25 protein-coding genes are annotated in these 22,567 nt (G+C 63.9%); 16 read left to right on the top strand and 9 right to left on the bottom strand.

Going from position 1 to position 22,567, the window contains the following annotated elements; genetic code table 11:
- Positions 1-71: 71 nt before the first annotated feature.
- Positions 72-950, top strand: a complete 879-nt coding sequence (locus tag AC1PLU_RS07140) for a PhzF family phenazine biosynthesis protein (protein ID WP_481095296.1) — start codon at positions 72-74, stop codon at positions 948-950.
- 31 nt (positions 951-981) lie between these two features.
- Positions 982-1,863: a PhzF family phenazine biosynthesis protein gene (locus AC1PLU_RS07135; RefSeq protein WP_481095295.1), complete on the top strand. Its 882-nt coding sequence runs from the start codon at positions 982-984 to the stop codon at positions 1,861-1,863.
- A gap of 149 nt (positions 1,864-2,012) precedes the next feature.
- Here AC1PLU_RS07135 and AC1PLU_RS07130 read toward each other — a convergent pair whose 3' ends face one another.
- From AC1PLU_RS07130 to AC1PLU_RS07110, 5 genes are all read right to left on the bottom strand, one after another.
- Positions 2,013-2,615 carry a glycine zipper 2TM domain-containing protein gene (locus AC1PLU_RS07130; protein ID WP_074057700.1) on the bottom strand — a complete coding sequence of 201 codons (603 nt, stop codon included), beginning with the start codon at positions 2,613-2,615 and terminating at the stop codon, positions 2,013-2,015.
- A gap of 152 nt (positions 2,616-2,767) precedes the next feature.
- Complete coding sequence (locus AC1PLU_RS07125) at positions 2,768-3,202, bottom strand: OsmC family protein (RefSeq protein WP_006448877.1); 435 nt, start codon at positions 3,200-3,202, stop codon at positions 2,768-2,770.
- Positions 3,203-3,410: 208 nt separating this feature from the next.
- A complete protein-coding gene (locus AC1PLU_RS07120) occupies positions 3,411-4,358 on the bottom strand; it encodes an aspartate carbamoyltransferase catalytic subunit (RefSeq protein ID WP_481095294.1) in 948 nt (315 codons plus the stop codon).
- Positions 4,359-4,374: 16 nt separating this feature from the next.
- Complete coding sequence (gene ruvX, locus AC1PLU_RS07115; protein WP_481095293.1) at positions 4,375-4,842, bottom strand: Holliday junction resolvase RuvX; 468 nt, start codon at positions 4,840-4,842, stop codon at positions 4,375-4,377.
- The gene (locus AC1PLU_RS07110; RefSeq protein ID WP_006448880.1) at positions 4,835-5,401 is read right to left on the bottom strand and encodes a YqgE/AlgH family protein; all 567 of its coding nucleotides are present in this window, start codon (positions 5,399-5,401) and stop codon (positions 4,835-4,837) included. Before AC1PLU_RS07110 ends, ruvX begins: the two co-directional genes overlap by 8 nt.
- Before the next feature lie 297 nt (positions 5,402-5,698).
- On the opposite strand from AC1PLU_RS07110, the gene AC1PLU_RS07105 reads away from it, so the two are divergent.
- Positions 5,699-6,244, top strand: a complete 546-nt coding sequence (locus AC1PLU_RS07105; protein WP_115040570.1) for a DNA-3-methyladenine glycosylase I — start codon at positions 5,699-5,701, stop codon at positions 6,242-6,244.
- A 141-nt stretch (positions 6,245-6,385) separates the two neighbouring features.
- On the opposite strand, the gene AC1PLU_RS07100 is transcribed toward AC1PLU_RS07105, so the two are convergent.
- The 3 genes from AC1PLU_RS07100 to AC1PLU_RS07090 all read right to left on the bottom strand — a co-directional run bounded on the left by AC1PLU_RS07100 (position 6,386) and on the right by AC1PLU_RS07090 (position 9,637).
- Positions 6,386-7,060, bottom strand: a complete 675-nt coding sequence (locus tag AC1PLU_RS07100; RefSeq protein WP_043889842.1) for a YitT family protein — start codon at positions 7,058-7,060, stop codon at positions 6,386-6,388.
- Between the two features lie 302 nt (positions 7,061-7,362).
- Positions 7,363-8,493, bottom strand: coding sequence for a PilT/PilU family type 4a pilus ATPase (locus AC1PLU_RS07095; RefSeq protein ID WP_006448884.1), 1,131 nt, complete (start codon positions 8,491-8,493; stop codon positions 7,363-7,365).
- A 106-nt stretch (positions 8,494-8,599) separates the two neighbouring features.
- A complete protein-coding gene (locus tag AC1PLU_RS07090) occupies positions 8,600-9,637 on the bottom strand; it encodes a type IV pilus twitching motility protein PilT (protein ID WP_006448885.1) in 1,038 nt (345 codons plus the stop codon).
- 542 nt (positions 9,638-10,179) lie between these two features.
- Here AC1PLU_RS07090 and AC1PLU_RS07085 point away from each other — a divergent pair.
- The 8 genes from AC1PLU_RS07085 to AC1PLU_RS07050 all read left to right on the top strand — a co-directional run bounded on the left by AC1PLU_RS07085 (position 10,180) and on the right by AC1PLU_RS07050 (position 15,925).
- Positions 10,180-10,896, top strand: coding sequence for an NPP1 family protein (locus AC1PLU_RS07085; RefSeq protein ID WP_115040571.1), 717 nt, complete (start codon positions 10,180-10,182; stop codon positions 10,894-10,896).
- Positions 10,897-11,052: 156 nt separating this feature from the next.
- A complete protein-coding gene (locus AC1PLU_RS07080; RefSeq protein WP_481095292.1) occupies positions 11,053-11,745 on the top strand; it encodes a YggS family pyridoxal phosphate-dependent enzyme in 693 nt (230 codons plus the stop codon).
- A gap of 46 nt (positions 11,746-11,791) precedes the next feature.
- Positions 11,792-12,646 carry a pyrroline-5-carboxylate reductase gene (gene proC / locus AC1PLU_RS07075; protein ID WP_481095291.1) on the top strand — a complete coding sequence of 285 codons (855 nt, stop codon included), beginning with the start codon at positions 11,792-11,794 and terminating at the stop codon, positions 12,644-12,646.
- A gap of 437 nt (positions 12,647-13,083) precedes the next feature.
- On the top strand, positions 13,084-13,509 hold the full coding sequence (locus tag AC1PLU_RS07070; protein WP_043889331.1) for an HU family DNA-binding protein: 426 nt from the start codon (positions 13,084-13,086) through the stop codon (positions 13,507-13,509).
- 136 nt (positions 13,510-13,645) lie between these two features.
- Complete coding sequence (locus tag AC1PLU_RS07065) at positions 13,646-14,266, top strand: M23 family metallopeptidase (RefSeq protein ID WP_481095290.1); 621 nt, start codon at positions 13,646-13,648, stop codon at positions 14,264-14,266.
- A gap of 91 nt (positions 14,267-14,357) precedes the next feature.
- Complete coding sequence (locus tag AC1PLU_RS07060) at positions 14,358-14,666, top strand: DUF3861 family protein (RefSeq protein WP_006448891.1); 309 nt, start codon at positions 14,358-14,360, stop codon at positions 14,664-14,666.
- Positions 14,667-14,727: 61 nt separating this feature from the next.
- Positions 14,728-15,273: a hypothetical protein gene (locus tag AC1PLU_RS07055; protein WP_481108064.1), complete on the top strand. Its 546-nt coding sequence runs from the start codon at positions 14,728-14,730 to the stop codon at positions 15,271-15,273.
- A gap of 55 nt (positions 15,274-15,328) precedes the next feature.
- Entirely contained in the window at positions 15,329-15,925 is a 597-nt protein-coding gene (locus AC1PLU_RS07050; protein ID WP_481095289.1) for a YceB family lipoprotein, read from the top strand.
- 271 nt (positions 15,926-16,196) lie between these two features.
- Here AC1PLU_RS07050 and AC1PLU_RS07045 read toward each other — a convergent pair whose 3' ends face one another.
- Complete coding sequence (locus tag AC1PLU_RS07045; protein ID WP_006448894.1) at positions 16,197-16,664, bottom strand: SET domain-containing protein; 468 nt, start codon at positions 16,662-16,664, stop codon at positions 16,197-16,199.
- Positions 16,665-16,840: 176 nt separating this feature from the next.
- On the opposite strand from AC1PLU_RS07045, the gene AC1PLU_RS07040 reads away from it, so the two are divergent.
- From AC1PLU_RS07040 to AC1PLU_RS07020, 5 genes are all read left to right on the top strand, one after another.
- Complete coding sequence (locus AC1PLU_RS07040; protein WP_481095288.1) at positions 16,841-17,299, top strand: SUF system Fe-S cluster assembly regulator; 459 nt, start codon at positions 16,841-16,843, stop codon at positions 17,297-17,299.
- 15 nt (positions 17,300-17,314) lie between these two features.
- Positions 17,315-18,772: a Fe-S cluster assembly protein SufB gene (gene sufB, locus AC1PLU_RS07035; protein WP_006448896.1), complete on the top strand. Its 1,458-nt coding sequence runs from the start codon at positions 17,315-17,317 to the stop codon at positions 18,770-18,772.
- 155 nt (positions 18,773-18,927) lie between these two features.
- Positions 18,928-19,692 carry a Fe-S cluster assembly ATPase SufC gene (gene sufC, locus AC1PLU_RS07030; RefSeq protein ID WP_006448897.1) on the top strand — a complete coding sequence of 255 codons (765 nt, stop codon included), beginning with the start codon at positions 18,928-18,930 and terminating at the stop codon, positions 19,690-19,692.
- Positions 19,692-20,954, top strand: coding sequence for a Fe-S cluster assembly protein SufD (gene sufD, locus AC1PLU_RS07025; protein ID WP_481095287.1), 1,263 nt, complete (start codon positions 19,692-19,694; stop codon positions 20,952-20,954). The genes sufC and sufD overlap by 1 nt, the downstream gene beginning before the upstream one ends.
- Positions 20,951-22,195, top strand: coding sequence for a cysteine desulfurase (locus tag AC1PLU_RS07020; protein WP_481095286.1), 1,245 nt, complete (start codon positions 20,951-20,953; stop codon positions 22,193-22,195). The genes sufD and AC1PLU_RS07020 overlap by 4 nt, the downstream gene beginning before the upstream one ends.
- Positions 22,196-22,567: the final 372 nt, after the last annotated feature.

Below are 22,567 nucleotides of genomic sequence, written 5' to 3'. Positions count from 1 at the left end.
GCTGCTTCCACTGCCGTAACGGTTTGCGCTGCAACCATCGCCGCGCATTCCCTCGACCGGAATTCCCCCCCATGAGCAAGTACCGCTACCTGCAACTGGATGTCTTCGGCGGCCAACACGGCAACGGCAATCCGTTGGGCGTGGTCCTCGAGGCAGACGCCTTGTCGTCAGAGCAGATGCAGCAGATTGCCGCGTGGCTGAACATGTCGGAGACGATCTTTTTCCTGCCAGTCAGCGCGCCCGATGCGGACTACCACATCCGCATCTTCACGCCACGCGCCGAGCTGCCGTTCGCCGGCCACCCCAGCGTGGGTGCGGCATGGGCGGCGGCAACGCACGGGCTGGTCGCGTTCAAGCCGGATGGCCGGATGCGCCAGCAATGCGGTGCGGGCGTGCTGCCGGTGCAGGTGATCGACCGGCATGGCGCACTGCTGGTGCGGCTGCGGGCACCGCGTGCGCGGGCGATCGAGACCGGCGAAGTGCATGCCGCAGCGTTGCACGAAGCATGCATTGGCCTGCACGCGGCCGATCGCCCGGCTGCACTCTGGAACAATGGCCCCAACTGGTGGCTGCTGGAATTAGCGGATGCACAGGCGGTACGCCAGGCGCTGCCCGATCTGGCCGCCATCACCCGTCTGAGCCAGGCAAGCGCAGCCACCGGGCTGGTCGTCTACGCGCCGGATACCCATGGCGACGCCGACCTGGTCGTGCGCGCATTTTGCCCCGGTGATGGCGTTCCGGAAGATCCGGTCACCGGCAGCGCCAACGCCTGCATCGCCGCGCGCCTGCACGGCGAAGGTCGCTTGCCGGGCACCGGGTCGCGCTATGTCGCCAGCCAGGGCCGCGAGGTCGGCCGCGATGGGCGCGTCCACATCGACGTCGATGACGAAGGCGAAGTGTGGATTGGCGGAACGACGCGACAAGTGATCGACGGTCGTATCGATTGGTAAGCTGCCGCGCCCTGTCCGCAGATCAGCCACCATGACCACCCGCCGTTTCCTGCAACTGGATGTGTTCTCCGCCCGCCCCGGCAGCGGCAATCCGCTGGCCGTGGTGCTCGATGCCGAAGGCCTGGACGATGCGGCGATGCAGGCCATCGCACGCTGGACCAAGCTGCCGGAAACCACCTTCGTGTTTGCGGCACCGGATGCGCACAGCAGTTATCGGCTGCGGATGTTTTCGCCGCAAAAAGAGGTGCCGTTTGCCGGCCACCCCAGCGTCGGCACCGCGCATGCGGTGCTGGAGGCCGGCCTGGCCGCGCCGCACGATGGCGTGCTGATCCAGGACGGCATCGCCGGCCAGCTACCACTACGCGTGGAGCAGATCGACGATCACCGCAGCATCGCCATCCGCACCCCGCGCGCGCGCGTGGCCGAGCAGGTGGAGGCCGACGACCCGCGCCTGCGCGATGCCTTGCGTGACTGGCCGCTCGGCAGACTGCCGCCTGCACTGATGGACGGCGGCCGCACCTGGTGGGTGGTGGAGCTGGCCAGCGAGGCCGCGCTGCGTGGCCTGCAACCGGAGTGGGAGGCGATCGCTGCGCTGGCCGAATCCACCGGCAGCATGGGCGTGTTCGCTTACGCCCGCGCCGCCGCGCCGGGCGCCTACGACCTCGCCGTCCGCGCCTTCGTCGGCAACGGCCGCCGCTTCGAAGATGCGGCTTCCGGCGCAGCCAATGCGGTGCTCGCCGCATGGCTGGACAGCCGCCAGGCACTGCCGGGCAAGGCGCGACGCTATGTGGTCAGCCAGGGCCGTGAAATCGGCTTCGATGCCTTGCTGGAATTGCGCATCGATGCCGACGGCGATGTGTGGTCTGGCGGCCAGGTGCAGACGGTGATTCGCGGGACGCTGGATTGGGCTTGATTGTTTGATTGCTTGATCGAGTCATCGCACACGGCATTGCATGCGCACTGTGGTTTGCGCAATAAAAAACGCTGCGAACGATCGCAGCGTTTTTGTTTTCGACAATGCAGCGTCCGTCAATCGACACACGCTACGCCTTCTCGCACCGATCAGTCAGGACGCACGTCCACACGCACACGGATGCGATCGCCAGGGTTGTAGTCGCTACGCGTGTGATAGGTACGGCCGGCGTATTCGTAGGTCACATCGTAACCTTCCACACGGTCGCTCTCGCGACGGTAGGAGACCGGCTCGCACACGCTGACGTTGCCTTGATAATTGCGATTGTTGGCCTCGTAGATCGAGCGGCCTGCCGCAACACCGGCCATGGTGCCGACCGCAGTACCAACCAAGCGGCCATTGCCGCCGCCAACCTGGCTGCCAAGCACCGCACCGGCGATACCGCCGATCACGCTGGCCACACCGCGATTGGACACGCCCGATTGGCCATAACCACCACCATCGCGATAGTAGCCATCGTTGCTGGTGTAGTAGCCGTTGGAAGGACGGTTGTAGCAGCGTTCGCTGCTGCGTTCGTTATACGAATCGGTCACGATGATCGGATCGACACGCACCACGCGTGCGTATTCGTAACGACCGTCCTCATACCCACTACGACCGCCATCGCGGTAGCCGCTGTCATAGCGCTGCGCCGTTGCGTTGCCCGCAACCGCCAGACCCATCACCAGAGCACCAAGCACAAGAGTTTTCATCGCGGCACTTCTACAGGGAGGACACGCTGCCGATGCTCGGCCTGCGCCAGTGAAACCGCCCTGAACCTGACCGGCCCTGCAAAGCCCTATTCAGGTTGCCGCCAGCTGCGTGCGCCGGCATGCAACACCGGCGCAGCGCAGCCCTGTATGCATCAGCTGGAAAATTCGGTTTCCAGGCTGATCGGCACTGCGCTCAGCGCCTTGGACACCGGGCAATTCTTCTTGGCGACATCGGCCAGTTCGCGGAACTTGGCTTCATCGATCCCTGGCACCACGGCCTTGAGCTTGAGCCGGATCTGCGACAGCTGCGGGCCGCCCTCCATCGACAGATCCACGTCGGCGCGCGTATCCAGCGAGGTCGGCGGAAAGCCGGCCTCGGTCAGCTGTGCCGACAACGCCATGGTGAAGCAGCCGGCATGTGCGGCCGCGATGAGTTCTTCCGGATTGGTGCCCTTCTCGTCGCCGAAGCGGCTGCTGAAGGCATAACGCGTGTTTTCCAGCAACCCACTCTGTGGCGTGCTGAGCTGGCCCTTGCCGGTCTTGAGGTCGCCTTCCCAGTGAGCGGTGGCGTGACGTGAAATACCCATTGCGATCTCCTGCGATGAAAGGAGCTGCCACGATAGGCCAGTGGGTGTTACGGCTTGGTGCCGGGATTTGGGATTTGGGATTGGGGATTGGGGATTCGCAAAGGCGAAGCGCGCTGCGCGATCTTGGCAGCAAGGTTCTAGGTGCTTGCGATGCCTATCCGAACAACGACCGCGCACTATGGCTACGCGGTCGCGTTGCTGCGTTTGCTTAGCCGAGCAAGGTTTCCAGCACGGCCATGCGCACGGCGACGCCGTTGGCGACCTGGCGCAGCACGCACGATTGCGCGCCGTCGGCGACCTCGTCGGTGATTTCCACGCCACGGTTGATCGGGCCTGGATGCAGCACGACGGCATCGCGGCCGGCACGCGCCAGTCGCGCGCGGGTGAGCCCGTAATCGGTGTGGTATTGCTCCAGCGACGGCACCAGGCCTTCTTCCATGCGCTCGCGTTGCAGGCGCAGCATCATCAGCGCATCGACGCCTTCGAGCATCGCGTCGAAATCTTCGCCGACCAAGCAGCCGTCCAGCATGTCGTCGTCGGGCAGCAGGCTGGCCGGACCACATACACGAATCTCGCCGACGCCCAGGGTGCGCAACGCGTGCAGGTCCGAACGCGCTACACGCGAGTGCTTCACGTCGCCGACAATTACCACCTTGAGCTTGGAAAAATCGGTGCCCTTGGCCTGGCGCAGGGTGAGCATGTCGAGCAGGCCCTGGGTGGGATGCGAGCTGCGTCCGTCGCCGGCATTGATCAATGCAGTGCCCTCGCCTGCAGCCTCGGCCAGCGCTTCCACCGCACCGTCGTCGGGATGGCGCACCACGAAGCCACGCACGCCCATCGCCTCGAGATTCTTCAAGGTGTCGCGCGCGGTCTCGCCCTTGCGGGTGGACGAAGTGGAGGCATCGAAATTGAGCACGTCTGCACCCAACCGCTGCGCGGCCAGATGAAACGAGCTGCGCGTGCGCGTTGAGGGTTCAAAAAACAATGTGCACACCGCAGTCCCGGCCAGCACGCTGCGCTTGCCGACGCGGCCTACCGCGGCATCGCGAATCTGGCCGGCACGATCGAGCAGTTGCAGCAGCGTGGTGCGCGGCAGTCCTTCCAGGGTGAGCAGGTGGCGCAGGCGTCCGTCCGAATCGAGTTGCATGGTGGTCATCGCAGGTCGGGAAATATCAGGAAAGAAGAGTGGCTTGGTCGGGCGCGGCCAACCAGCGTTCGACAATGACCGCGGCCGCCATCGCGTCCAGCGCTTCGGCATCGCGGCGACGCTTGCGTCCATCGGCGCGCTCGCGCGCGAAACGCTGCGCGGCTTCGACCGAACTGGAGCGCTCATCGATCAACACTACCGGCAGCGCATAGCGCTCGCGCAGTTGGCGGGCGAAGGCGTGCGCACGCTTACGCGCGGGTTGGTCTTTATCGTCAAGGGTGAGCGGGTCGCCGATCACCAGGCCGTCGGGCCGCCATTCCTTGTGCACACGATCCAGCGCGGCCCAGTCGGGACCGGTGGCATGCACGTTGATGACGGCGACCGCGCGCGCGCCGGCACCGAGCGCGGTGCCAACGGCCACACCAATGCGGCGCGACCCTACGTCGAAGCCCAGCACCGTGCCATCCGGGCGGATCGCGCCCGCCTCAGGCATGCCCGGAATAATCCGTCAGCCGGAACAGATCCACGCCGATGCGCCCGGCAGCAGTCTGCCAGCGATCTTCCAGCGCGGTGGCGAACAGCACGTTGGCATCCGACGGCGCGGTGAGCCAACTGTTCTCGCCCAGTTCGAACTCGAGCTGCCCCGCGCCCCAGCCGGCACAGCCCAGCGCCACCAGCGCATTGCGCGGGCCGTCGCCGGCCGCCATGGCTTCGAGAATATCGCGCGAGGTGGTCAGGAACACGCCCTGCCCCACTTCCAGGCAGGAATCCCATTCGCGCGCATCGTCGTGAATGACGAAGCCGCGCTCCGGATGCACCGGCCCGCCGCTGAGCACGATCTGCTCGCGCAGGTGCTCGTCGACGGTGTCGATGCCCATTTGCGACAGGACTTCGCCCAGCGTGTATTCGGAGGGCCGATTGACCAGCACGCCCATCGCGCCGTTCTCGTCGTGCTGACAGATCAGCGCGACGCTGCGCGAAAAGGTGGGGTCGGACAGCGCCGGAAGCGCAATCAGCAGTTGGTTGGCCAGAGGCGTGGGCAAAACGGACATGGCCGCATTCTAGCCGTTCGCTCCGCCGCGCGCAGAGCCGCTGCCATACTTGGCGCTTGCCTGGCGCTGTGGGCGGCCGATGCTGACGATGGACCGGACTGCGAACGCGGTGCCGGTGCCGTTTCTGACCTGCGCGTTCAGGTTGTCGCTGGCGATGCAACCCCGGACTCGTGCGACGCAGTGTGCGCTGCTAGCTTGTCCATCCAGACTTGGCGCTGGACGGCGCTGTATTCACACGGTTTGACCCATCTTTCCATCGCGCCGGCCCACCACCAGGCGCACATCACAGGCACCCCCATGAGCGGCTATTGCAGCATCGCCCCAGGCCATCCGGTCCACGGCCACTATCACGCGTACGAATACGGCTTCCCGCAGCGCGACGAACGCGAGCTGTTCGAGCGGCTGGTGCTGGAAATCAATCAGGCCGGATTGAGCTGGGAAACCATCCTGCGCAAGCGCAGCAATTTCCAGCGCGCCTACGACGGTTTCGATGTAGACACGGTTGCCGCGTACGGCGAGACGGAGATCGCCCGGCTGATGGGCGATGCCGGCATCATCCGCAACCGGCTCAAGGTGCTGGCGGCGATCCATAACGCGCAGGTCATCCAGACGCTGCGCGCCTCGCACGGCAGCTTCGCGCACTGGCTGGATGCACAGCATCCGCTCGCCAAGCCAGACTGGATCAAGCTGTTCAAGAAGACCTTTCGCTTCACCGGCGGCGAAATCACCGGCGAATTTCTGATGAGCCTGGGTTACCTACCTGGCGCGCATCATGAAGATTGCCCGGTGTTTGCGCATATCCAGGCACTGTCGCCGCCGTGGATGCTGAGCGAAAACGCGTAGCGGCACGAGGATCGAGCGCATGCCGGCAGATAGAGGCATGCAGCATACGTGGCAGTGCCGATGGATTACATGCCGCCCGGGATGCATAGCATGCAGTTGCCTAGCACGGTTGCGCCAGCGGCACGCCAGCCATCGCCTGAGTCACACGCCCATATAGCGGTGCGGGCGATGGTTGAACATCAGCACCAAACTCAGCATCAACGCACCCAGCGCCGAATACAGCACCTTGTCCGGGGTGAGGATGGTGAAGGCCACCAGCATCAGCATCGCATCGAAACTCATCTGCACCTTGCCCGCGCTCCAGCCGCGCTCGCGCTGCAGGTACACCGCCAGGATGCCGATGCCGCCCAAACTGCCGCGATGGCGGATGAAAAACAGGATGCCCAGGCCCGCCAGCGCACCGCCGACGATGGCCGAAAACAGCGTGCTGATATGCGCGTACTCGGCCCAGCGCGGTATCAGGTCGGTGAGCGCACCGCAGGCACCCACTGCGGCGAAGGTCTTCAAGGTGAATTCCCAGCCCATGCGGCGCACGCTCAGCCAATAGAACGGCAAATTGACCAGCACGAACACCAGACCGAAATTCCAGTGCAACGCGTAATGCAGCAGGAATGCGACACCGGCCATGCCACCGATCATCAAGCCGCCCTTGGCGAAGATCGCCAGGCCCAACGAGGCCACCAGCGTCGCCAGCACCATGCCTTGCGCGTCTTCGGCCACCGAGTGGTGATAGGCATGATCGTCGGCCGCGGTGCCGGCCGAATCCGGCGGCGGCGTCAACGGGCCGGAGGTGACCACAGCGCCGTCATCGGGCAGCGGTTCTTGCTCCGGACGCAGATCGGAATCGGGAAGGCTCACAGGTTCGGGCACTGCAATGGGGTGCGATATTAGACACTATCGGCCCGCCTGGTTACATCTGAAACGTCACCGCAGGCGCGCACTGCTGCGCTGCATGTTCATCGACCACAGCGCGGTCTTTACCCTGTCTTTTTGCAGCAGACGCCTGCGTGCAGAGATGACGCGCCAAGTTCCGGCAACCTTGTGCAGGTGAATTTCTTCAGCGTGCTACGCCACGACCATGCACCGGAATGCACCATGGCGCAGCGGTCCTGCGCGACTCACCGAACCTCGGCAATCTCCACACCATCCATCCCCTGCGCCAGGGTCTTGGCGTCGCCGCCCTGCGAGAGCTTGATGCGCAGGCGCACTTCGTTCTGGGAGTCGGCGTAACGCAGCGCGTCTTCGTAGCTGATTTCGCCGGCCTGATACAGCTCGAACAGGCTCTGATCGAAGGTACGCATGCCCAGGTTGGTGGACTCCTTCATGATCTCCTTGAGCTTGTGGATCTCGCCGTCGCGGATGTAATCCTGCACCAGCGGGGTGCCCAGCATGATCTCCATCGCCACGCGGCGGCTGCGCCCGTCCGGAGTCGGAATCAATTGCTGCGCGACCACACCCTTGAGATTGAGCGACAGATCCATCAGCAGTTGATTGCGGCGATCTTCCGGGAAGAAGTTGATGATGCGGTCCATCGCCTGGTTGGCGTTGTTGGCGTGCAGGGTGCACAGCACCAGATGGCCGGTTTCGGCGAATGCCACCGCGTGGTCCATGCCTTCGCGGGTACGTACCTCGCCGATCATGATCACGTCCGGCGCCTGGCGCAGGGTATTTTTCAGCGCATTTTCCCAGCTGTCGGTATCGATGCCGACTTCGCGCTGGGTGATGATGCAGCCTTCGTGCTTGTGCACAAATTCGATCGGATCTTCGATGGTGATGATGTGCCCGGTGGAATTCTGGTTGCGGTAACCGATCATCGCCGCCAGCGATGTCGACTTACCGGTACCGGTGGCGCCGACGAAAATGATGATGCCGCGCTTGGTCATCGCCAGCGTCTTGATCACCGGCGGCAGGCTCAATTCTTCCACCGTGGGGATGCGCGTTTCGATCCGGCGCAGCACCATGCCGACCTGGTTGCGCTGATAGAAGCAGCTCACACGAAAACGCCCGACCCCTGACACGCCGATGGCGAAGTTGCACTCGTGCGTCTTTTCGAATTCTTCGCGCTGCGATGGCGTCATCACGTTCAACACAAGATCGCGACTTTGTTGCGCCGTCAGCGGTGTCTGGGTGATCGGGCTGATCTTGCCATTGACCTTGATCGCCGGCGGCATGCCCGAAGTGATGAACAGATCCGACGCCTTCTGGTGCGCCATCAGCTTGAGGAACGAGGTGAAGTCGATAGTGCTCATGGCGTGCTCCTTTGGAGCAGGGATTCGGGATGGGAGATTCGGGATTCGCAAGAGCGGGGTCCGGTCCGGGAGATCGCCATTGCGAATCCCGAATCCCGAATCCCGGCTACTCGAATATCCGCTTGTCCTTGGCGTACTCGCGCGCCTGGTTGCGCGTGATCAGGCTGCGCTTGACCAGGTCCTGCAGGTGCTGATCCAGCGTCTGCATGCCGTATTGCTGGCCGGTCTGGATCGACGAATACATCTGCGCCACCTTGTCCTCGCGGATCAGGTTACGGATCGCCGGGGTGCCGACCATGATTTCCCAGGCGGCGGTGCGTCCGCCGCCGACCTTCTTCAATAGTGCCTGCGAGATCACCGCGCGCAGGGATTCGGACAGCATCGAGCGCACCATCGGCTTTTCGCCGGCCGGGAACACGTCGACGATACGGTCGATGGTCTTGGCCGCCGAGCTGGTGTGCAGGGTACCGAACACCAGATGGCCGGTTTCCGCAGCGGTCAGCGCCAGGCGGATGGTTTCCAGATCGCGCAATTCGCCGACCAGAATGATGTCCGGGTCTTCGCGCAAGGCCGAGCGCAGCGCCTCGTTGAAGCCGTGCGTGTCGCGGTGCACTTCGCGCTGGTTGATCAGGCACTTCTGCGAGGTGTGCACGAATTCGATCGGATCCTCGACCGTGAGGATGTGGCCGTATTCGTTCTTGTTGATGTAGTCGATCATGCCGGCCAGCGTGGTCGATTTGCCCGAACCGGTCGGCCCGGTGACCAGGATCAGCCCCTGCGGCTGGTCGATCAGCTGGCGGAAGATCGGCGGGCAGCCCAGGTCTTCCAACGTCAGCACTTCGGAGGGAATGGTGCGGAACACCGCACCGGCGCCACGGTTCTGGTTGAACGCATTGACGCGGAAGCGCGCCAGCGAGGGAATCTCGAACGAGAAATCGACCTCGAGGAATTCCTCGTAATCGCGGCGCTGCTTGTCCGACATGATGTCGTACACCAGCGCATGCACCTGCTTGTGGTCCAACGCCGGAATATTGATGCGACGGACATCGCCATCGACACGGATCATCGGCGGCAAGCCGGCCGACAGATGCAGGTCCGATGCCTTATTTTTGACAGAAAACGCCAATAGTTCAGCGATATCCATGCGCTGCTTTTCCCCTAGGCTGCGATTGGAAGGTACTCCCCGAGCGGCAGTATAGCGTTCTGCCCCCGCCCTGGAAGAGCCCGCGCATCGGTTTCATTGCAACGAACTGGCCGCCTGCTGCCGGCGTCCACTGCGGCCAGCCCAGCCCGCCAGATTCACGGCAGAACCTGCCTACGCCCAGCAATCGTCGCGCCGGCTGCCATGCCGGCATGAACGGTAAAGCTGCGAGGCCGGTTCTCGAGACCCCGCAATCATCTCCAGCTTGCGCAAGCGCCGGCCAAGCGCCGATCGCCGTACGACGCAGCGCGATCCAGCTACACGCCGATTGTGCGCAAACGCACCGTCCGGCCGCGCAGTTATGCCTGAAATTCAAGCTGTCATCCACACAACATCGTGACGCAATCCGGCTGCGCACAATGGCGCAGGCGGAGCGGACTGAACGATGACGCGTTGCCCCGGGGCCGGCACATGTACAGCCCGTGGCACACGTTGGCGACCGCTCCTGCATCCGTTGCAGCGCCCTCCCCAATGAGTGAAACACCATGAAATCGCTGCTGATCGCCAGCGTCGTCGCTTTGCTTTGCCCTTTTGTCACACATGCGAACGAAGCCTGGAACCACGACGACATCAAACCCATCCCCGAGAAGGTTCCCGCAGGCCCGATCGGCCAGCGCGACTGGGATTACCGACCGTACCTGTTCGTGCACAACGGCTGCGTGCCGTTTCCTGCAGTCGACCAATGGGGGCATCCCAGCAAGGGTTTGAAGCCCACCGGGGCGTCCAATGGCGGCTGCAGCCACAGTCCCGGCCAGGTCTACGTGCGCTCGGGCTGGTACCGGGGCGTCTGGGCCATCATGTACAGCTGGTACTTCCCGAAAGACTCGCCATCCAGTGGTTTGGGACATCGCCATGATTGGGAAAGCATCGTCGTCTGGATCAACAATCCATCGGTGCCGCGGCCGACGGTGTATGCCCTTTCCTACTCGGCACATGGCAACTACTCCTACCTGCGCAATCCCGCTGCCAGCCTGCGCGACAATCACCCCAAGGTGGTCTACGGCAGTACCTGGCCGACCAACCATGAGATGTTCATCGGGCCCTACAACCCCGTCGGTGGCATGCAGCCGCTGATCGCATGGGAATCGATGGATCAATGGGTAAAGGATGCATTGACCTATACAAACTTCGGTGCAGCCAACGTTCCTTTCATCGACAAGAACTTCAACCAGAATCTCGGCAAGGCCTGGTACTACAACTGACCCGGCACCTGCATAGATCGCGTGCGGCAAACCGATGTCCGGTGGCCAACAGACCGGACATCGGCGCCCATGCGCTGCCCCGAATGCACCACCTGCTGGAAGGACCAGGGCGCTGGCCTCACTATAGGCGGCCCTCCCTCAAGCCAAGGGCGCCACGTGCCGGCCTCGTCGCTGCAGCAGATTCTCGACCGCATCCGAGTCGCATCGGAAAACGCCGCTGGGCGTCCCGCCCGGCTACTGGCGGTCTCCAAGACCCAGTCCGCCGGCGCAATCCAGGCGCTGGCGGCGCAAGGCCAGCAGGCGTTCGGCGAAAACTATGTGCAGGAGGCGCAGGCCAAGATCGCCGAACTGCATGCGCTGGGATTGGAATGGCATCTGATCGGCCACCTGCAATCCAACAAGGCCGAACTGGCCAGCCACTGCTTCGACTGGATACAGACCGTGGACCGCGCCAAACTGATCCCGCTGCTGGCGCGCTACCGCCCGGACGATCGCGCGCCGTTGAACGTGCTGATCCAGGTCAATATCGACGACGAGGACAGCAAGCACGGTTGCGCGCCGGAGGCGATCGATGCGCTGGCCCGTGACATCGCGCTGCAACCGCGTCTGCAGTTGCGCGGGCTGATGGCGATTCCCGCGCCGTTTCCCGAGCAGGCACGGCGCGCGGCTGCGTTTACGCGCATGCAGGCGCTATTCGAAGACCTCAAGGGCCGCTATCCGCAGGTGGATACCTTGTCGATGGGCATGAGTTCGGATTTCGCCGAAGCGATCGCGGCCGGTGCCACCATGGTGCGTGTCGGCACCGCGTTGTTTGGCGAACGCGCCTCGTCGCCGGCCGCCGCGTCCTGATCGGCCTCGCGTGCCGACCACTGATCTTTCTGACCAAGGTGCTGCAATGACTCTGCCCTCTTCGTCCGCGTCTTCGCATACCAACGCTGCAATCACCGCGTTCGTCGGTGGCGGCAACATGGCGCGCAGCCTGATTGCCGGGCTGATCCGGCAAGGCGTGCCCGCAACCAGCATCCGCGTGGCCGAGCCGATTGCCGAATTGCGCGAGGCGTTATCGCGCGACTTCGGCGTGCACGCCGTGGAAGACGCCCGCACTGCTGTGGACGGCGCGGCCATCTGGGTATTGGCAGTCAAACCGCAAGTGCTGCCTTCGGTGTGCGCACAGCTGGCCGACCTTGCGCAGGCGCAGCAGCCGCTGCTGCTGTCCATCGCTGCCGGCATCACTGCAACGCAACTGCAGCGCTGGTCGGGCGGTGACGTGGCAGTAGTGCGCGCAATGCCCAACACGCCCGCCCTGCTCGGCGCCGGCGTCACCGGGCTGTACGCCACTGCGCGCGTTTCCGACGCGCAACGCGTGCAGGCGACCCGCTTGCTGGACAGCGCCGGCGTCACCGTGTGGATCGACGACGAAGCGCAGATGGACGCGGTGACCGCCGTCTCCGGCAGCGGCCCGGCCTATGTCTTTCTGCTGGCCGAAGCGATGGAGGCTGCTGCGCAAGCGCAGGGTCTGCCCGCCGACACCGCACGCACGCTGGTGCTGCAAACCCTGCTTGGCGCCGCGCGCATGCTGACAGAATCCGGCGAAGCACCGGAGCAGCTCCGCCACCGCGTGACCTCGCCCAACGGCACCACGCAGGCTGCGATCGAGGCATTCCAGGCCGGCGGCTTCGAAGCGCTCACCGCAAGCGCAATCGCCGCAGCCACCGAGCGCGGCCGTAGCCTGTCGGCCGCCAACGATTAGCGAATCCACTATCGAAGAAGCGCAGGATTTCCTCGCAACCAAAGCTGATCGCAGGTATGCAGTCGATCTGTCGGCACTACAGAGATCCTGCATAACGGCGATCCATCCGCGCTGGCCATGCCGACCAACGCCATCAGCCAGCCGCAGATTTCGGCAACACCCAACACCAGATCGCCGGCTCGATCATGCATGCAAGCTCGCGCTGAAGACCTGCTGCTCTGCGTCAGACGCTTCGTCAACGCGCACATCGCAACCGACTCGACAATGCGTTTCGTACGCGTTTTCTGCCGCTGGTGAACGAATCCCCGTCGAAAGACGCTTTTTTCGCGTTGTTTCATCGTTTGCCTATTGGCGGCGCGCAGCAGTTGCCCTACATTTCGCGTTGCCGACTGGGTCGGCAGACCCAACACCACCTACGAATACGGAATACATAACTCATGGCAAAAACCGCCGCTAAGAAGGCTGCCCCCAAAAAGGCAGTGAAAAAGGTCGCCGCCACCAAGACCGCAAAGCCGGCGAAGGCCGCCGCTGCCAAGTCCGCCGCGCCGAAGCCGATCAAGGAAGCACTGAGCAAGACCGGCCTGGTCGCGCACATCGCCGAATCCACCCAGCTGGCTCCGAAGGACGTCCGCGCCGTTCTGGCGACGCTGGAATCCGTTGCACATTCCTCGCTGAGCAAAAAGGGCGCCGGCTCGTTCACTCTGCCGGGCATGCTGAAGCTGACCAGCGTCCATGTGCCGGCCAAGCCCAAGCGCAAGGGCATCAACCCCTTCACTAAGGAAGAGCAGACCTTTGCCGCAAAGCCGGCCAGCTTCAAGGTCAAGGCTCGCTTGCTGAAGAAGTTGAAGGATGCCGCGCTCTAATCGAGCACGCATCCGGTGTAACGAAGGCGGCCTGCGGGCCGTCTTTTTTTTTGCGCGCGCGATACCGCATGCGTGATTACCCACATGCCGCTCATCGCCGCTTGCCTACCCTGCGTGCTGATTCGCAACCCAGCAGGTGCATGTGACCGATCCATCGCCCCACCCTCCATCGACTACACCGCCGTCCACCGCCCGCAGCCCCGCACGCCGCGTGCGCCGCCTGCTGGTGTCGGTCGCCCTGCTGTGCGCCTTGGGTGTCGCCGCACGCTGGGCCTGGCAGTTGCCGATCGCCGAGCAGCTGCGCACCAGCTGGGAGCTGTCACGGATGCCGCCGCCGACGTCTCTGCAGATCCCGGTCGAAGGCGTGCAGGCGCGCCGCATCGCCGATACCTTCGGCGCGCCGCGTGGCCGCGATCGCAGCCATGCCGGTGTAGATATCTTCGCGCCACGCGGCACGCCGGTGCTGTCTGCAACCCGCGGCGTGGTCAGCGCCATTCGCGATCAAGGCCTGGGCGGCAAGCAGGTCTGGGTGCTGGGGCCGGCCATGCAGCGGCATTACTATGCGCATCTGGACGACTGGGCCGCAGGCTTGGAGGTGGGCGATGTGGTCGAGCCCGGCACACCGCTGGGCATGGTCGGCACCACCGGCAACGCGCGCGGCACGCCGCCGCATCTTCACTATGGGGTCTATGGGCGCAACGGTGCGTACGATCCGCTGCCGCTGCTGCGCAAACCCGCACCACAGCCGGCACAGTGAACATGTTGGAACACTGCGTCATGGCCTGCCCTATCGAGGCCACCGCACGCTGCGCCTATGGTGGAGACAGCCCAGCAACGACGCCATCTCCATGCCCCGAAAACGCTATCGCATTACGGTCACGCCCATCGAAAGCGATGGCCGCCCCTGCGACGACCGCTGCACCATCGAGTTCGAACAGCGCTCGCGCGCCGACTGGATGCGGCTGCTCGAAGAGTTGCACCTGCGCCGCGACCTGAGCAGCGACGAATGCGCCGCGCTGACAGTCGGCTCGCAGCTGCTGGAAGATCTGGCCGCCCGCCCGCGCGCGCAGCCCAGCGATGCGTTGGATGTATTGCGACCGAAGCTGCAACTGCTGCTGGAGCGCCTGCAGCGCGTGCACCCAACGCCAGGCGCTTGAGGCCTGCATCGCCGCATTGCGCGGACCGTTACACTGCGCGCATCGGGGATGGGGACGCGCCATGCGCTGGGCTGGAATCGTGGTATTTGCCGCTGCAATCGCTGGCTGCAGTTGTCAGCGCACCGAAGACAAACGCACGCCTGTTGCTGCGCCCTCGTCGCCAACCGAGGCTGTGACAGGCACTCCAGGCACAGTCACCAACGCTGGAGCGCCTGCACCACTGGTGCCGGCACCGGACCCCAACGACGCCACAGCGCGCAGCAACTTCGCCAAAGCAAGCGCCACCGTGCATCGGTATCTGGGCGCACTGCCCGGTACGGCACGCGCGGATGCCGATGCGCTGTGGACCGGCGGTCGTCCCTCACCGGTGCCGGATGACGCAGCGCTACGCGGCATCACCAATATCCAATCGATGCGCATCAACAACGACCCACCCATTGCCTTGGACCAGCAGCATCCGCCCAAGCTGATCGAAGTACCGGTGCAACTGACCGTGCGCACCACCGCCGGCACGCAGCGTCTGGTCGGTGCGTATCGACTCCAACCCCGTGCCGGCAGCGACACATGGGAGATCTATTCGGCGACGCTGCAGCCGGTGCTGCGCTAACCCGTGGTTCACCGGCGCAGACTAAGGTGATGTCATCTGCCACCGGAGTCACCCGATGAAACTGCGTTCGCTTGCCGGATCCATGCTCGCTCTTGCCCTGGCAATGCCCATCAGCAGTGCCTGGGCCACGCCGCAGATCCAGGGGCACCAAATCAGCGTGCAGGGCAGCGATCTGCAGCAATTCCTGGGTGGCCGCTTCCCGCAGACGCATGACGCACTGGGTGGTTTGGTCGAAATGACGGTCAGCAATCCGGCGCTGTCGCTGCCGCCGGGCGACCGGCTCAAGATGGCCTTTGATCTGGCCCTGGCCACCGCAGGCGGCGCGCCGGCACCGGTCGGCAACGTGACCTTGACCAGTGCGCTGCGCTACGACGTGGCCAAGCAAGGCTTTTATCTTGATCAACCCACCATCGATGACTTCCGCCCTGCCAATGCCGGCGCCAAGCTTGATCACAGCACCCGCCAGTTGCTCAATGCCTGGCTGGCCGATTACGCGCGCAAGGAGCCGATCTATCGCATCGACCCGGCCATCGCGGCGGTGATGGGCAATGTGCAGGTGGAGTCGGTGGGCATCCAGAACGGACGAGTGGCGGTGAACTTCAATCAGAACATCGAGCAACTGGTGCCGGCGACAGCGCTTTCCGGCAAGTAGACGATCCGCGCTGCGCCAGCGCGGGGCTCGCTGACCGGTGCCACTGCGCGACAGGCGTTGCACACACACACAAAGGCCCGGCGCATCGATCGCCGGGCCTTTGTTGCGAAAGACGTCTGGTAAGACGGCAATGCTGTTGTTGGAAGCGATCCACTAACAAGTGAATCGACTGCGTCAGCATGCAGGTCGAACCCGCGTATTGCGCATTCCCGGTTGCGCACTCCTCAAAGAGAGTGCGCATCGCATCATCGCGATGCCGGTACGCGCGTGCTCAGCGCTTGGGCTGCAGCATCGTGCCGGTGCAGTTCTTGGAGCCGCAGCGGCATTCCCAGATCTTCTTCAAACGCGGTGTGTGGCGCTCGGCCAGCGTGATGCCGTAGTTATAGGTGAGCTCTTCGCCGGCCTTGATCGCACGCTTGGCCTCGATGAAGATTTTGTCCTTGCTGCGATCGTCGCCTTCGGCCTCTTCGATCACCGCTTCGCAATTGGGCTTGCAGCTGTGGTTGATCCAACGTGCCACGTTGCCTTCGTAGTTGGCATCCAGCACGTAGTCGTCGCTGAGCGTGAACAGGAAGGTGTGGCCACTTTCCACATCGCCGGTGTCATCGGCATCCACTTCCGCATGCGTGCGCAGGCGCCCTTTGTATTGAATGATGCGCTCGCCCTTGCGGAGCGCGGCGAGGGCGAACATGCCATTGCCGTGGATACGTGACTTGCGGGCGGCAACTTTGCGCGACATGAACGGGGTCCAGTGATGGGGCCGCTCATTGTGACCGCAGCGCGGCGATGCGCCAAGCACAAGCGCATTGCCAACGGCAACGTCCAACGCTTGCCGGCGGCTGAACCGCGCGGTTGGCCCTGCCCCGCTCGAAAGAGTACAATTTCGGTCCGCTTTAGGATTTACCTGGCCTTCTCATGTTGCGCGTCACCAAACTCACCGATTACGCCACCGTCGTGCTGACCGTACTGGCTGCACGCGGCGATCAGGTGCTCAGCGCGAGCGAGCTGGCCGAGCAGGCCGGCCTGGAAGCACCGACCGTGAGCAAGATTCTCAAACCGTTGTCGCAAGCGGGCCTGGTCGAAGGTTTGCGCGGCGTGCATGGCGGCTACCGGCTTGCGCGCGCGGCCAGCGAGATCACACTCGTTGAAATCGTCGAGGCAATGGAAGGCCCGCTGGCGATCACCGAATGCAGCCAGGACCACGGCCAGTGCGGCATCGCGCAGACATGCGGCGTGCGCTCCAACTGGCGTTTGATCAACGACGTGGTCGGCGATGCATTGCGTCGCGTCACGCTCGCACAGATGTTGCAGCCCCTCTCTCTCCCTGGCGACGGCAGTCGGCGTTCCATCGCCGCACGCGTCGCGACCACCTGACCTGTAGGCAGCCCGATGGCCACCGAACTTGCTCCCCCGCAGAACGCCGAGATTATCGAACGGCTGGGCCGACGTTACGACGCAGGCTTCATCACCGACATCGAATCGGACTCGCTCCCGCCCGGCCTGGACGAAGACGTCATCCGTGCCTTGTCGGCCAAGAAAGAAGAGCCGCAATGGATGACCGACTGGCGTCTTGAGGCGTATCGGCATTGGCTGAAGATGCCGATGCCGGAATGGGCGAAGTTGCAGATCTCCCCGATCGATTTCCAGGCGTTGAGCTATTACTCCGCGCCCAAGGGCCCGAAGTACGCCTCGCTGGACGACGTGCCGAAGGAACTGCTCGATACCTACGACAAGCTTGGCGTGCCGTTGCACGAGCGTGCCCGGCTGGCCGGCGTGGCGGTGGATGCAGTATTCGATTCGGTCTCGGTCGGCACCACGTTCCGCAAGGAACTGGCCGAAAAGGGCGTGATCTTCTGCTCGATGTCCGAAGCCATCAAGGAACATCCGGAGATCGTCAAACAGTATCTGGGTAGCGTGGTGCCGGTTGGCGACAACTATTTCGCCGCGCTCAACTCGGCGGTGTTCTCCGATGGCAGCTTCGTGTTCATCCCGAAAGGCGTGCGCTGCCCGATGGAACTGAGCACCTATTTCCGCATCAATGCCGGCCATACCGGCCAGTTCGAGCGCACCTTGATCGTGTGCGAGGATAAGGCGTATGTGTCGTATCTGGAAGGCTGCACCGCGCCGATGCGCGACGAAAACCAGCTGCATGCAGCGGTGGTCGAGCTGGTGACGCTGGAAGACGCCGAGATCAAGTATTCGACCGTGCAGAACTGGTACCCGGGCGATGAAAACGGCGTTGGCGGCATCTACAACTTCGTCACCAAGCGTGCCGAATGCCGTGGCGACCGCAGCAAGGTCACCTGGACCCAGGTCGAAACCGGCTCGGCGATCACCTGGAAGTATCCGTCCTGCGTGCTGCTGGGCGACGACTCGGTGGGCGAATTCCATTCGGTGGCACTCACCCATCATCGTCAGCAGGCCGATACCGGCACCAAGATGATCCACATCGGCAAGCGCACCAAGAGCAAGATCGTCAGCAAGGGCATCAGCGCCGGGCGTGGCCAGAACACCTATCGTGGTCTGGTCAAGGTGGATCGCAACGCCGATGGCGCGCGCAACTACACCCAGTGCGATTCGCTGTTGATCGGCAAGCAGTGCGGCGCGCATACCTTCCCGTACATCGAGGTGAAGAATCCCGGCGCCACCGTCGAGCACGAGGCCACCACCTCCAAGATCAGCGACGACCAGTTGTTCTACTGCCGCGCGCGCGGCATCAGCCAGGAAGATGCGGTGTCGCTGATCGTCGACGGTTTCTGCAAGCAGGTGTTCCGCGAACTGCCGATGGAATTTGCAGTGGAAGCCAAGAAACTGCTGGAAGTTTCCTTAGAAGGCAGCGTCGGCTGACACCTTTCCCCTTCTCCCCTCGGGAGAAGGTGGCGCGCAGCGCCGGATGAGGGTACGGGCGAAGCCAAGTGCACCCAAACAGCACGCTGCTTCGCACGAACCCTCACCCCAACCCCTCTCCCGGCGGGAGAGGGGCTCAATCACTGGATACGAATATGCTCAAGATCAACAATCTCCACGCCAGCATCGCCGGCAAAGAAATCCTCAAAGGCCTGTCGCTGGACATCAAGCCGGGCCAGGTGCACGCCATCATGGGGCCCAACGGCGCGGGCAAATCCACGCTGGGCAATGTGCTCGCCGGGCGCGATGGCTACGAAGTCAGCGCAGGCAGCGTGCAGTTCGAAGGCAAGGACCTGCTCGACCTTCCGCCGGAAGAACGTGCCGCCGCCGGCCTGTTCCTGGCCTTCCAGTACCCGGTGGAAATCGCCGGCGTCAACAACACCTATTTCCTGCGTGCCGCGCTCAACGCGCAGCGCAAGGCGCGTGGCGAAGAAGAGCTGGATTCGATGCAGTTCCTCAAGCTGGTGCGCCAGAAACTGGCGGTACTGCATCTGAAGGACGAGCTGCTGCATCGCGGCGTCAACGAAGGCTTCTCGGGTGGCGAAAAGAAGCGCAACGAGATCTTCCAGCTGGCCGTGCTCGAGCCCAAGCTCGCCATCCTGGACGAAACCGATTCGGGCCTGGATATCGACGCACTCAAGAGCGTGGCCGACGGCGTCAACGCGCTGCGCTCGCCGGAGCGTTCGTTCCTGGTGATCACCCATTATCAGCGCCTGCTCGACTACATCACCCCGGACGTGGTGCATGTGCTGGCCGAAGGCCGCATCGTGCAGAGCGGCGGCCCGGAACTGGCGCTGGAGCTGGAAAAACACGGCTACCACTTCCTCAAGGACCGCGTGGTGCCCGAGGCGGCTGCCTGATGAGCGCCCTGCTGGAATCCCTCGCACGCGGTTTCTGCGGCAACGATGTACGGCGTGCCGAACTCGATGCCGCGCTGCAGACCGGCCTGCCCGGCCCGCGCGCCGAAGCCTGGAAATACACCTCGCTGCGGCAGCTGGAGCGGCGCAGTTTTCAGACGGCGCCCTTGGTACCGACGCTGGTCGATGCCTCCGTGCTGGACGATATCGCCTCGCCACGGCTGGTGTTCGTCAACGGGCGCCCGTCTGACGCACTGAGCGACCTGTCCACGCTGCCCGACGGCGTGCAGCTGGAGACCTTGTCTGCCTCGCTGGCTGCCAGCGATGACGCGCAGCAGCTGCTCGGTCGCCGTTTCGAAGGCAGCGATGAAATCTTCGCCCGTCTGAATGCCGCGCTTGCCGACGAAGGCGTGCTGGTGCGCGTGCAGGAAGGCACGCAGATCGATATTCCGCTGCAGCTGGTCTTCATCAGCGTGGCCGGCGAGCACGACCTGTCCTGGCACCACCGCCACTTGATCGAACTACGTGCCGGCGCTGCGCTGAACGTGGTCGAGCATCACCTGCATGTCGGCGATGCCGCGCATCTGGATAACAGCCTGATGCATGTGCATCTGGCCCAGGATGCGGTGTTGTCGCATGCGCGCGTGCAGGCCGACAGTGCGCACGCCACCTCGTTGTTGCGTACCGATGCCGTGCTGGCGCGCAATGCGCGCTACCAGCGCGTGGATCTGGAACTGGGCGCCAACCTGTCGCGGCACGAGCTCAACGTGCGCCTGGAAGGCGACAACGCGCAGCTCACCGCCAATGGCGTACTGCTCGGCAACGGCCGCCGCCATGTCGATACGCGTCTGGGTATCCAGCACATTGCACGCGATACCAGCTGCGAGCTGGTCTGGCGCGGCGTGGGCGCCGATCGCAGCCGGGTGGTGTTTCATGGCGGCATCCACATTCGTCCCGGTGCCGACGGCAGCGACGCGCGGCTGTCGAACAAGAATCTGCTGCTGTCGGCCAATGCCGAGATCGACACCCAGCCGGTGCTGGTGATCGATGCCGAAGAAGTGCAGGCCGCGCACGGTGCCACCGTCGGTCAGCTCGACGACAACGCCTTGTTCTATTTGCGCTCGCGCGGTCTGCCGCAGGCTGATGCACAGCGGTTGCTGAGCGCCGCGTTCTGCCACGAACCGCTGCGTGTGCTGCCCACCGCGCTGACTGCGGTACTGGCGTTGCAGCTGGACCGCGCACTGACCTCGGCAGGCGTGGCATGAACGCGCCCGCCGTCCCGCAACTGGCCGCGCCGGATTGGGAGCGCGTGCGCTCGGATTTCCCGTTGTTGATGCGGCAGGTGCACGGCAAGCCGCTGATCTATTTCGACAACGCCAACACCGGCCAGAAGCCGCTGCAGGTGATTGCCGCGACCGACGAGTTCTATCGTCGTCAAAACGCCAATGTGAGCCGCGCGGTGCATGCGCTGGGCACCGAAGCCACCGATGCGTTCGAAGGCGCGCGCAGCAAGCTCGCACGTTTTCTCAATGTGCGCGCCGACGAGCTGGTGCTGTGCAGCGGGACGACCTTTGCGATCAATCTGGTCGCTTATTCCTGGGCGCTGCCACGTTTGGGCGCCGGCGATGTGATCCTGATTTCGCGCATGGAGCACCACGCCAACATCGTGCCGTGGCAACTGGTGGCGCAACGCACCGGTGCGACCATCCGCGTGGCCGAGATCACCCCAGACGGCGCGCTGGATCTGGATGCCTTGCGCAAGGCGATGACGCCGGAGATCAAGCTGCTGGCGATCACGCACGTGTCCAATGTGCTGGGCACGGTCAACCCGGTGCGCGAGATCTGCCGCGAGGCGCGCAAGCGCGGCATCGTCACCGTGGTAGACGGCTCGCAAGCCGCGCCGCATCGGCGTATCGACGTGGCCGGCATCGGTTGCGATTTCTACGCCATCACCGGCCACAAGATGTGCGGGCCGACCGGCACCGGCGCGCTGTGGGCACGTCGCGAACACTTGCAGGCAATGCCGCCGTTTTTAGGCGGCGGCGAGATGATCAAGGAAGTCAGCTTCGAGGGCACGGTGTTCAACGATGCCCCGCACAAGTTCGAAGCCGGCACGCCCAACATCGCCGGTTTCATCGGCCTGGGCTCGGCAGTGGATTACCTGGAGTCGGTCGGGCTGGCGCACGTGGAAGCACGCGAAACCGAGTTGCTCGCACACTTCACCGAAGAACTGCAGCGTATCGAGGGCCTGCGCATTTTCGGCACCACGCCGGACAAGGCCGCAGTGGTGTCGTTCCTGGTCGAAGGCGCGCATGCACATGATCTGGCCACCCTGCTCGACCTGGAAGGCATCGCCATCCGCTCGGGCCAGCATTGCGCGCATCCATTGCTGCAGTACTACGGCGTTGCCGCCACTTGCCGCGCCTCGCTGGCGTTCTACAACACGCACGACGAGATCGAGCGTTTTGTTGCTGCGTTGAAGAAGGTGCGGACGTTGCTGGGGTGAATGTGGGGCCGGGAGTGGGGATTGGTAATTCGGGATTGTGATGCGGGATTTTTAGCTGGTGATTCGTGATTCGTAAGTACTGAACCCTTCGAGCTCCAAGACATCGCAGTTCCTTCTCCCACCGGGAGAAGGTGCCCCGAAGGGACGGATGAGGGTACGTGCGAAGCCTCGTGTAATCCTGCTCCACTGCAGCTTCGCTCCGTACCCTCACCCCAACCCCTCTCCCGATGGGAGAGGGGCTCGATCCCGGATCGATCGTTTCTGCGTTGACTGACGGTGTGCAACTCAGTGGATTTCGCGTACCGGAGAAGCATGTAGTGCATCTCTAAGCGCAACGAGCAAGCTCCAGCCAATCCCAAATCACCAATCCCC

The organism is Xanthomonas sp. NCPPB 2933 (assembly GCF_056725225.1).
Note: the sequence above shows the minus strand (reverse complement) of the source record. Positions and strands in the feature narration are given on the sequence as shown.

Coding starts and splice junctions, on each gene's coding strand:
- AC1PLU_RS07140 (WP_481095296.1), top strand. CDS start 72: ATGAGCAAGTACCGCTACCTGCAACTGGATGTCTTCGGCGGCCAACAC.
- AC1PLU_RS07135 (WP_481095295.1), top strand. CDS start 982: ATGACCACCCGCCGTTTCCTGCAACTGGATGTGTTCTCCGCCCGCCCC.
- AC1PLU_RS07130 (WP_074057700.1), bottom strand. CDS start 2,615: ATGAAAACTCTTGTGCTTGGTGCTCTGGTGATGGGTCTGGCGGTTGCG.
- AC1PLU_RS07125 (WP_006448877.1), bottom strand. CDS start 3,202: ATGGGTATTTCACGTCACGCCACCGCTCACTGGGAAGGCGACCTCAAG.
- AC1PLU_RS07120 (WP_481095294.1), bottom strand. CDS start 4,358: ATGACCACCATGCAACTCGATTCGGACGGACGCCTGCGCCACCTGCTC.
- ruvX (WP_481095293.1), bottom strand. CDS start 4,842: ATGCCTGAGGCGGGCGCGATCCGCCCGGATGGCACGGTGCTGGGCTTC.
- AC1PLU_RS07110 (WP_006448880.1), bottom strand. CDS start 5,401: ATGTCCGTTTTGCCCACGCCTCTGGCCAACCAACTGCTGATTGCGCTT.
- AC1PLU_RS07105 (WP_115040570.1), top strand. CDS start 5,699: ATGAGCGGCTATTGCAGCATCGCCCCAGGCCATCCGGTCCACGGCCAC.
- AC1PLU_RS07095 (WP_006448884.1), bottom strand. CDS start 8,493: ATGAGCACTATCGACTTCACCTCGTTCCTCAAGCTGATGGCGCACCAG.
- AC1PLU_RS07090 (WP_006448885.1), bottom strand. CDS start 9,637: ATGGATATCGCTGAACTATTGGCGTTTTCTGTCAAAAATAAGGCATCG.
- AC1PLU_RS07085 (WP_115040571.1), top strand. CDS start 10,180: ATGAAATCGCTGCTGATCGCCAGCGTCGTCGCTTTGCTTTGCCCTTTT.
- proC (WP_481095291.1), top strand. CDS start 11,792: ATGACTCTGCCCTCTTCGTCCGCGTCTTCGCATACCAACGCTGCAATC.
- AC1PLU_RS07070 (WP_043889331.1), top strand. CDS start 13,084: ATGGCAAAAACCGCCGCTAAGAAGGCTGCCCCCAAAAAGGCAGTGAAA.
- AC1PLU_RS07060 (WP_006448891.1), top strand. CDS start 14,358: ATGCCCCGAAAACGCTATCGCATTACGGTCACGCCCATCGAAAGCGAT.
- AC1PLU_RS07055 (WP_481108064.1), top strand. CDS start 14,728: ATGCGCTGGGCTGGAATCGTGGTATTTGCCGCTGCAATCGCTGGCTGC.
- AC1PLU_RS07050 (WP_481095289.1), top strand. CDS start 15,329: ATGAAACTGCGTTCGCTTGCCGGATCCATGCTCGCTCTTGCCCTGGCA.
- AC1PLU_RS07045 (WP_006448894.1), bottom strand. CDS start 16,664: ATGTCGCGCAAAGTTGCCGCCCGCAAGTCACGTATCCACGGCAATGGC.
- AC1PLU_RS07040 (WP_481095288.1), top strand. CDS start 16,841: ATGTTGCGCGTCACCAAACTCACCGATTACGCCACCGTCGTGCTGACC.
- sufB (WP_006448896.1), top strand. CDS start 17,315: ATGGCCACCGAACTTGCTCCCCCGCAGAACGCCGAGATTATCGAACGG.
- sufC (WP_006448897.1), top strand. CDS start 18,928: ATGCTCAAGATCAACAATCTCCACGCCAGCATCGCCGGCAAAGAAATC.
- sufD (WP_481095287.1), top strand. CDS start 19,692: ATGAGCGCCCTGCTGGAATCCCTCGCACGCGGTTTCTGCGGCAACGAT.
- AC1PLU_RS07020 (WP_481095286.1), top strand. CDS start 20,951: ATGAACGCGCCCGCCGTCCCGCAACTGGCCGCGCCGGATTGGGAGCGC.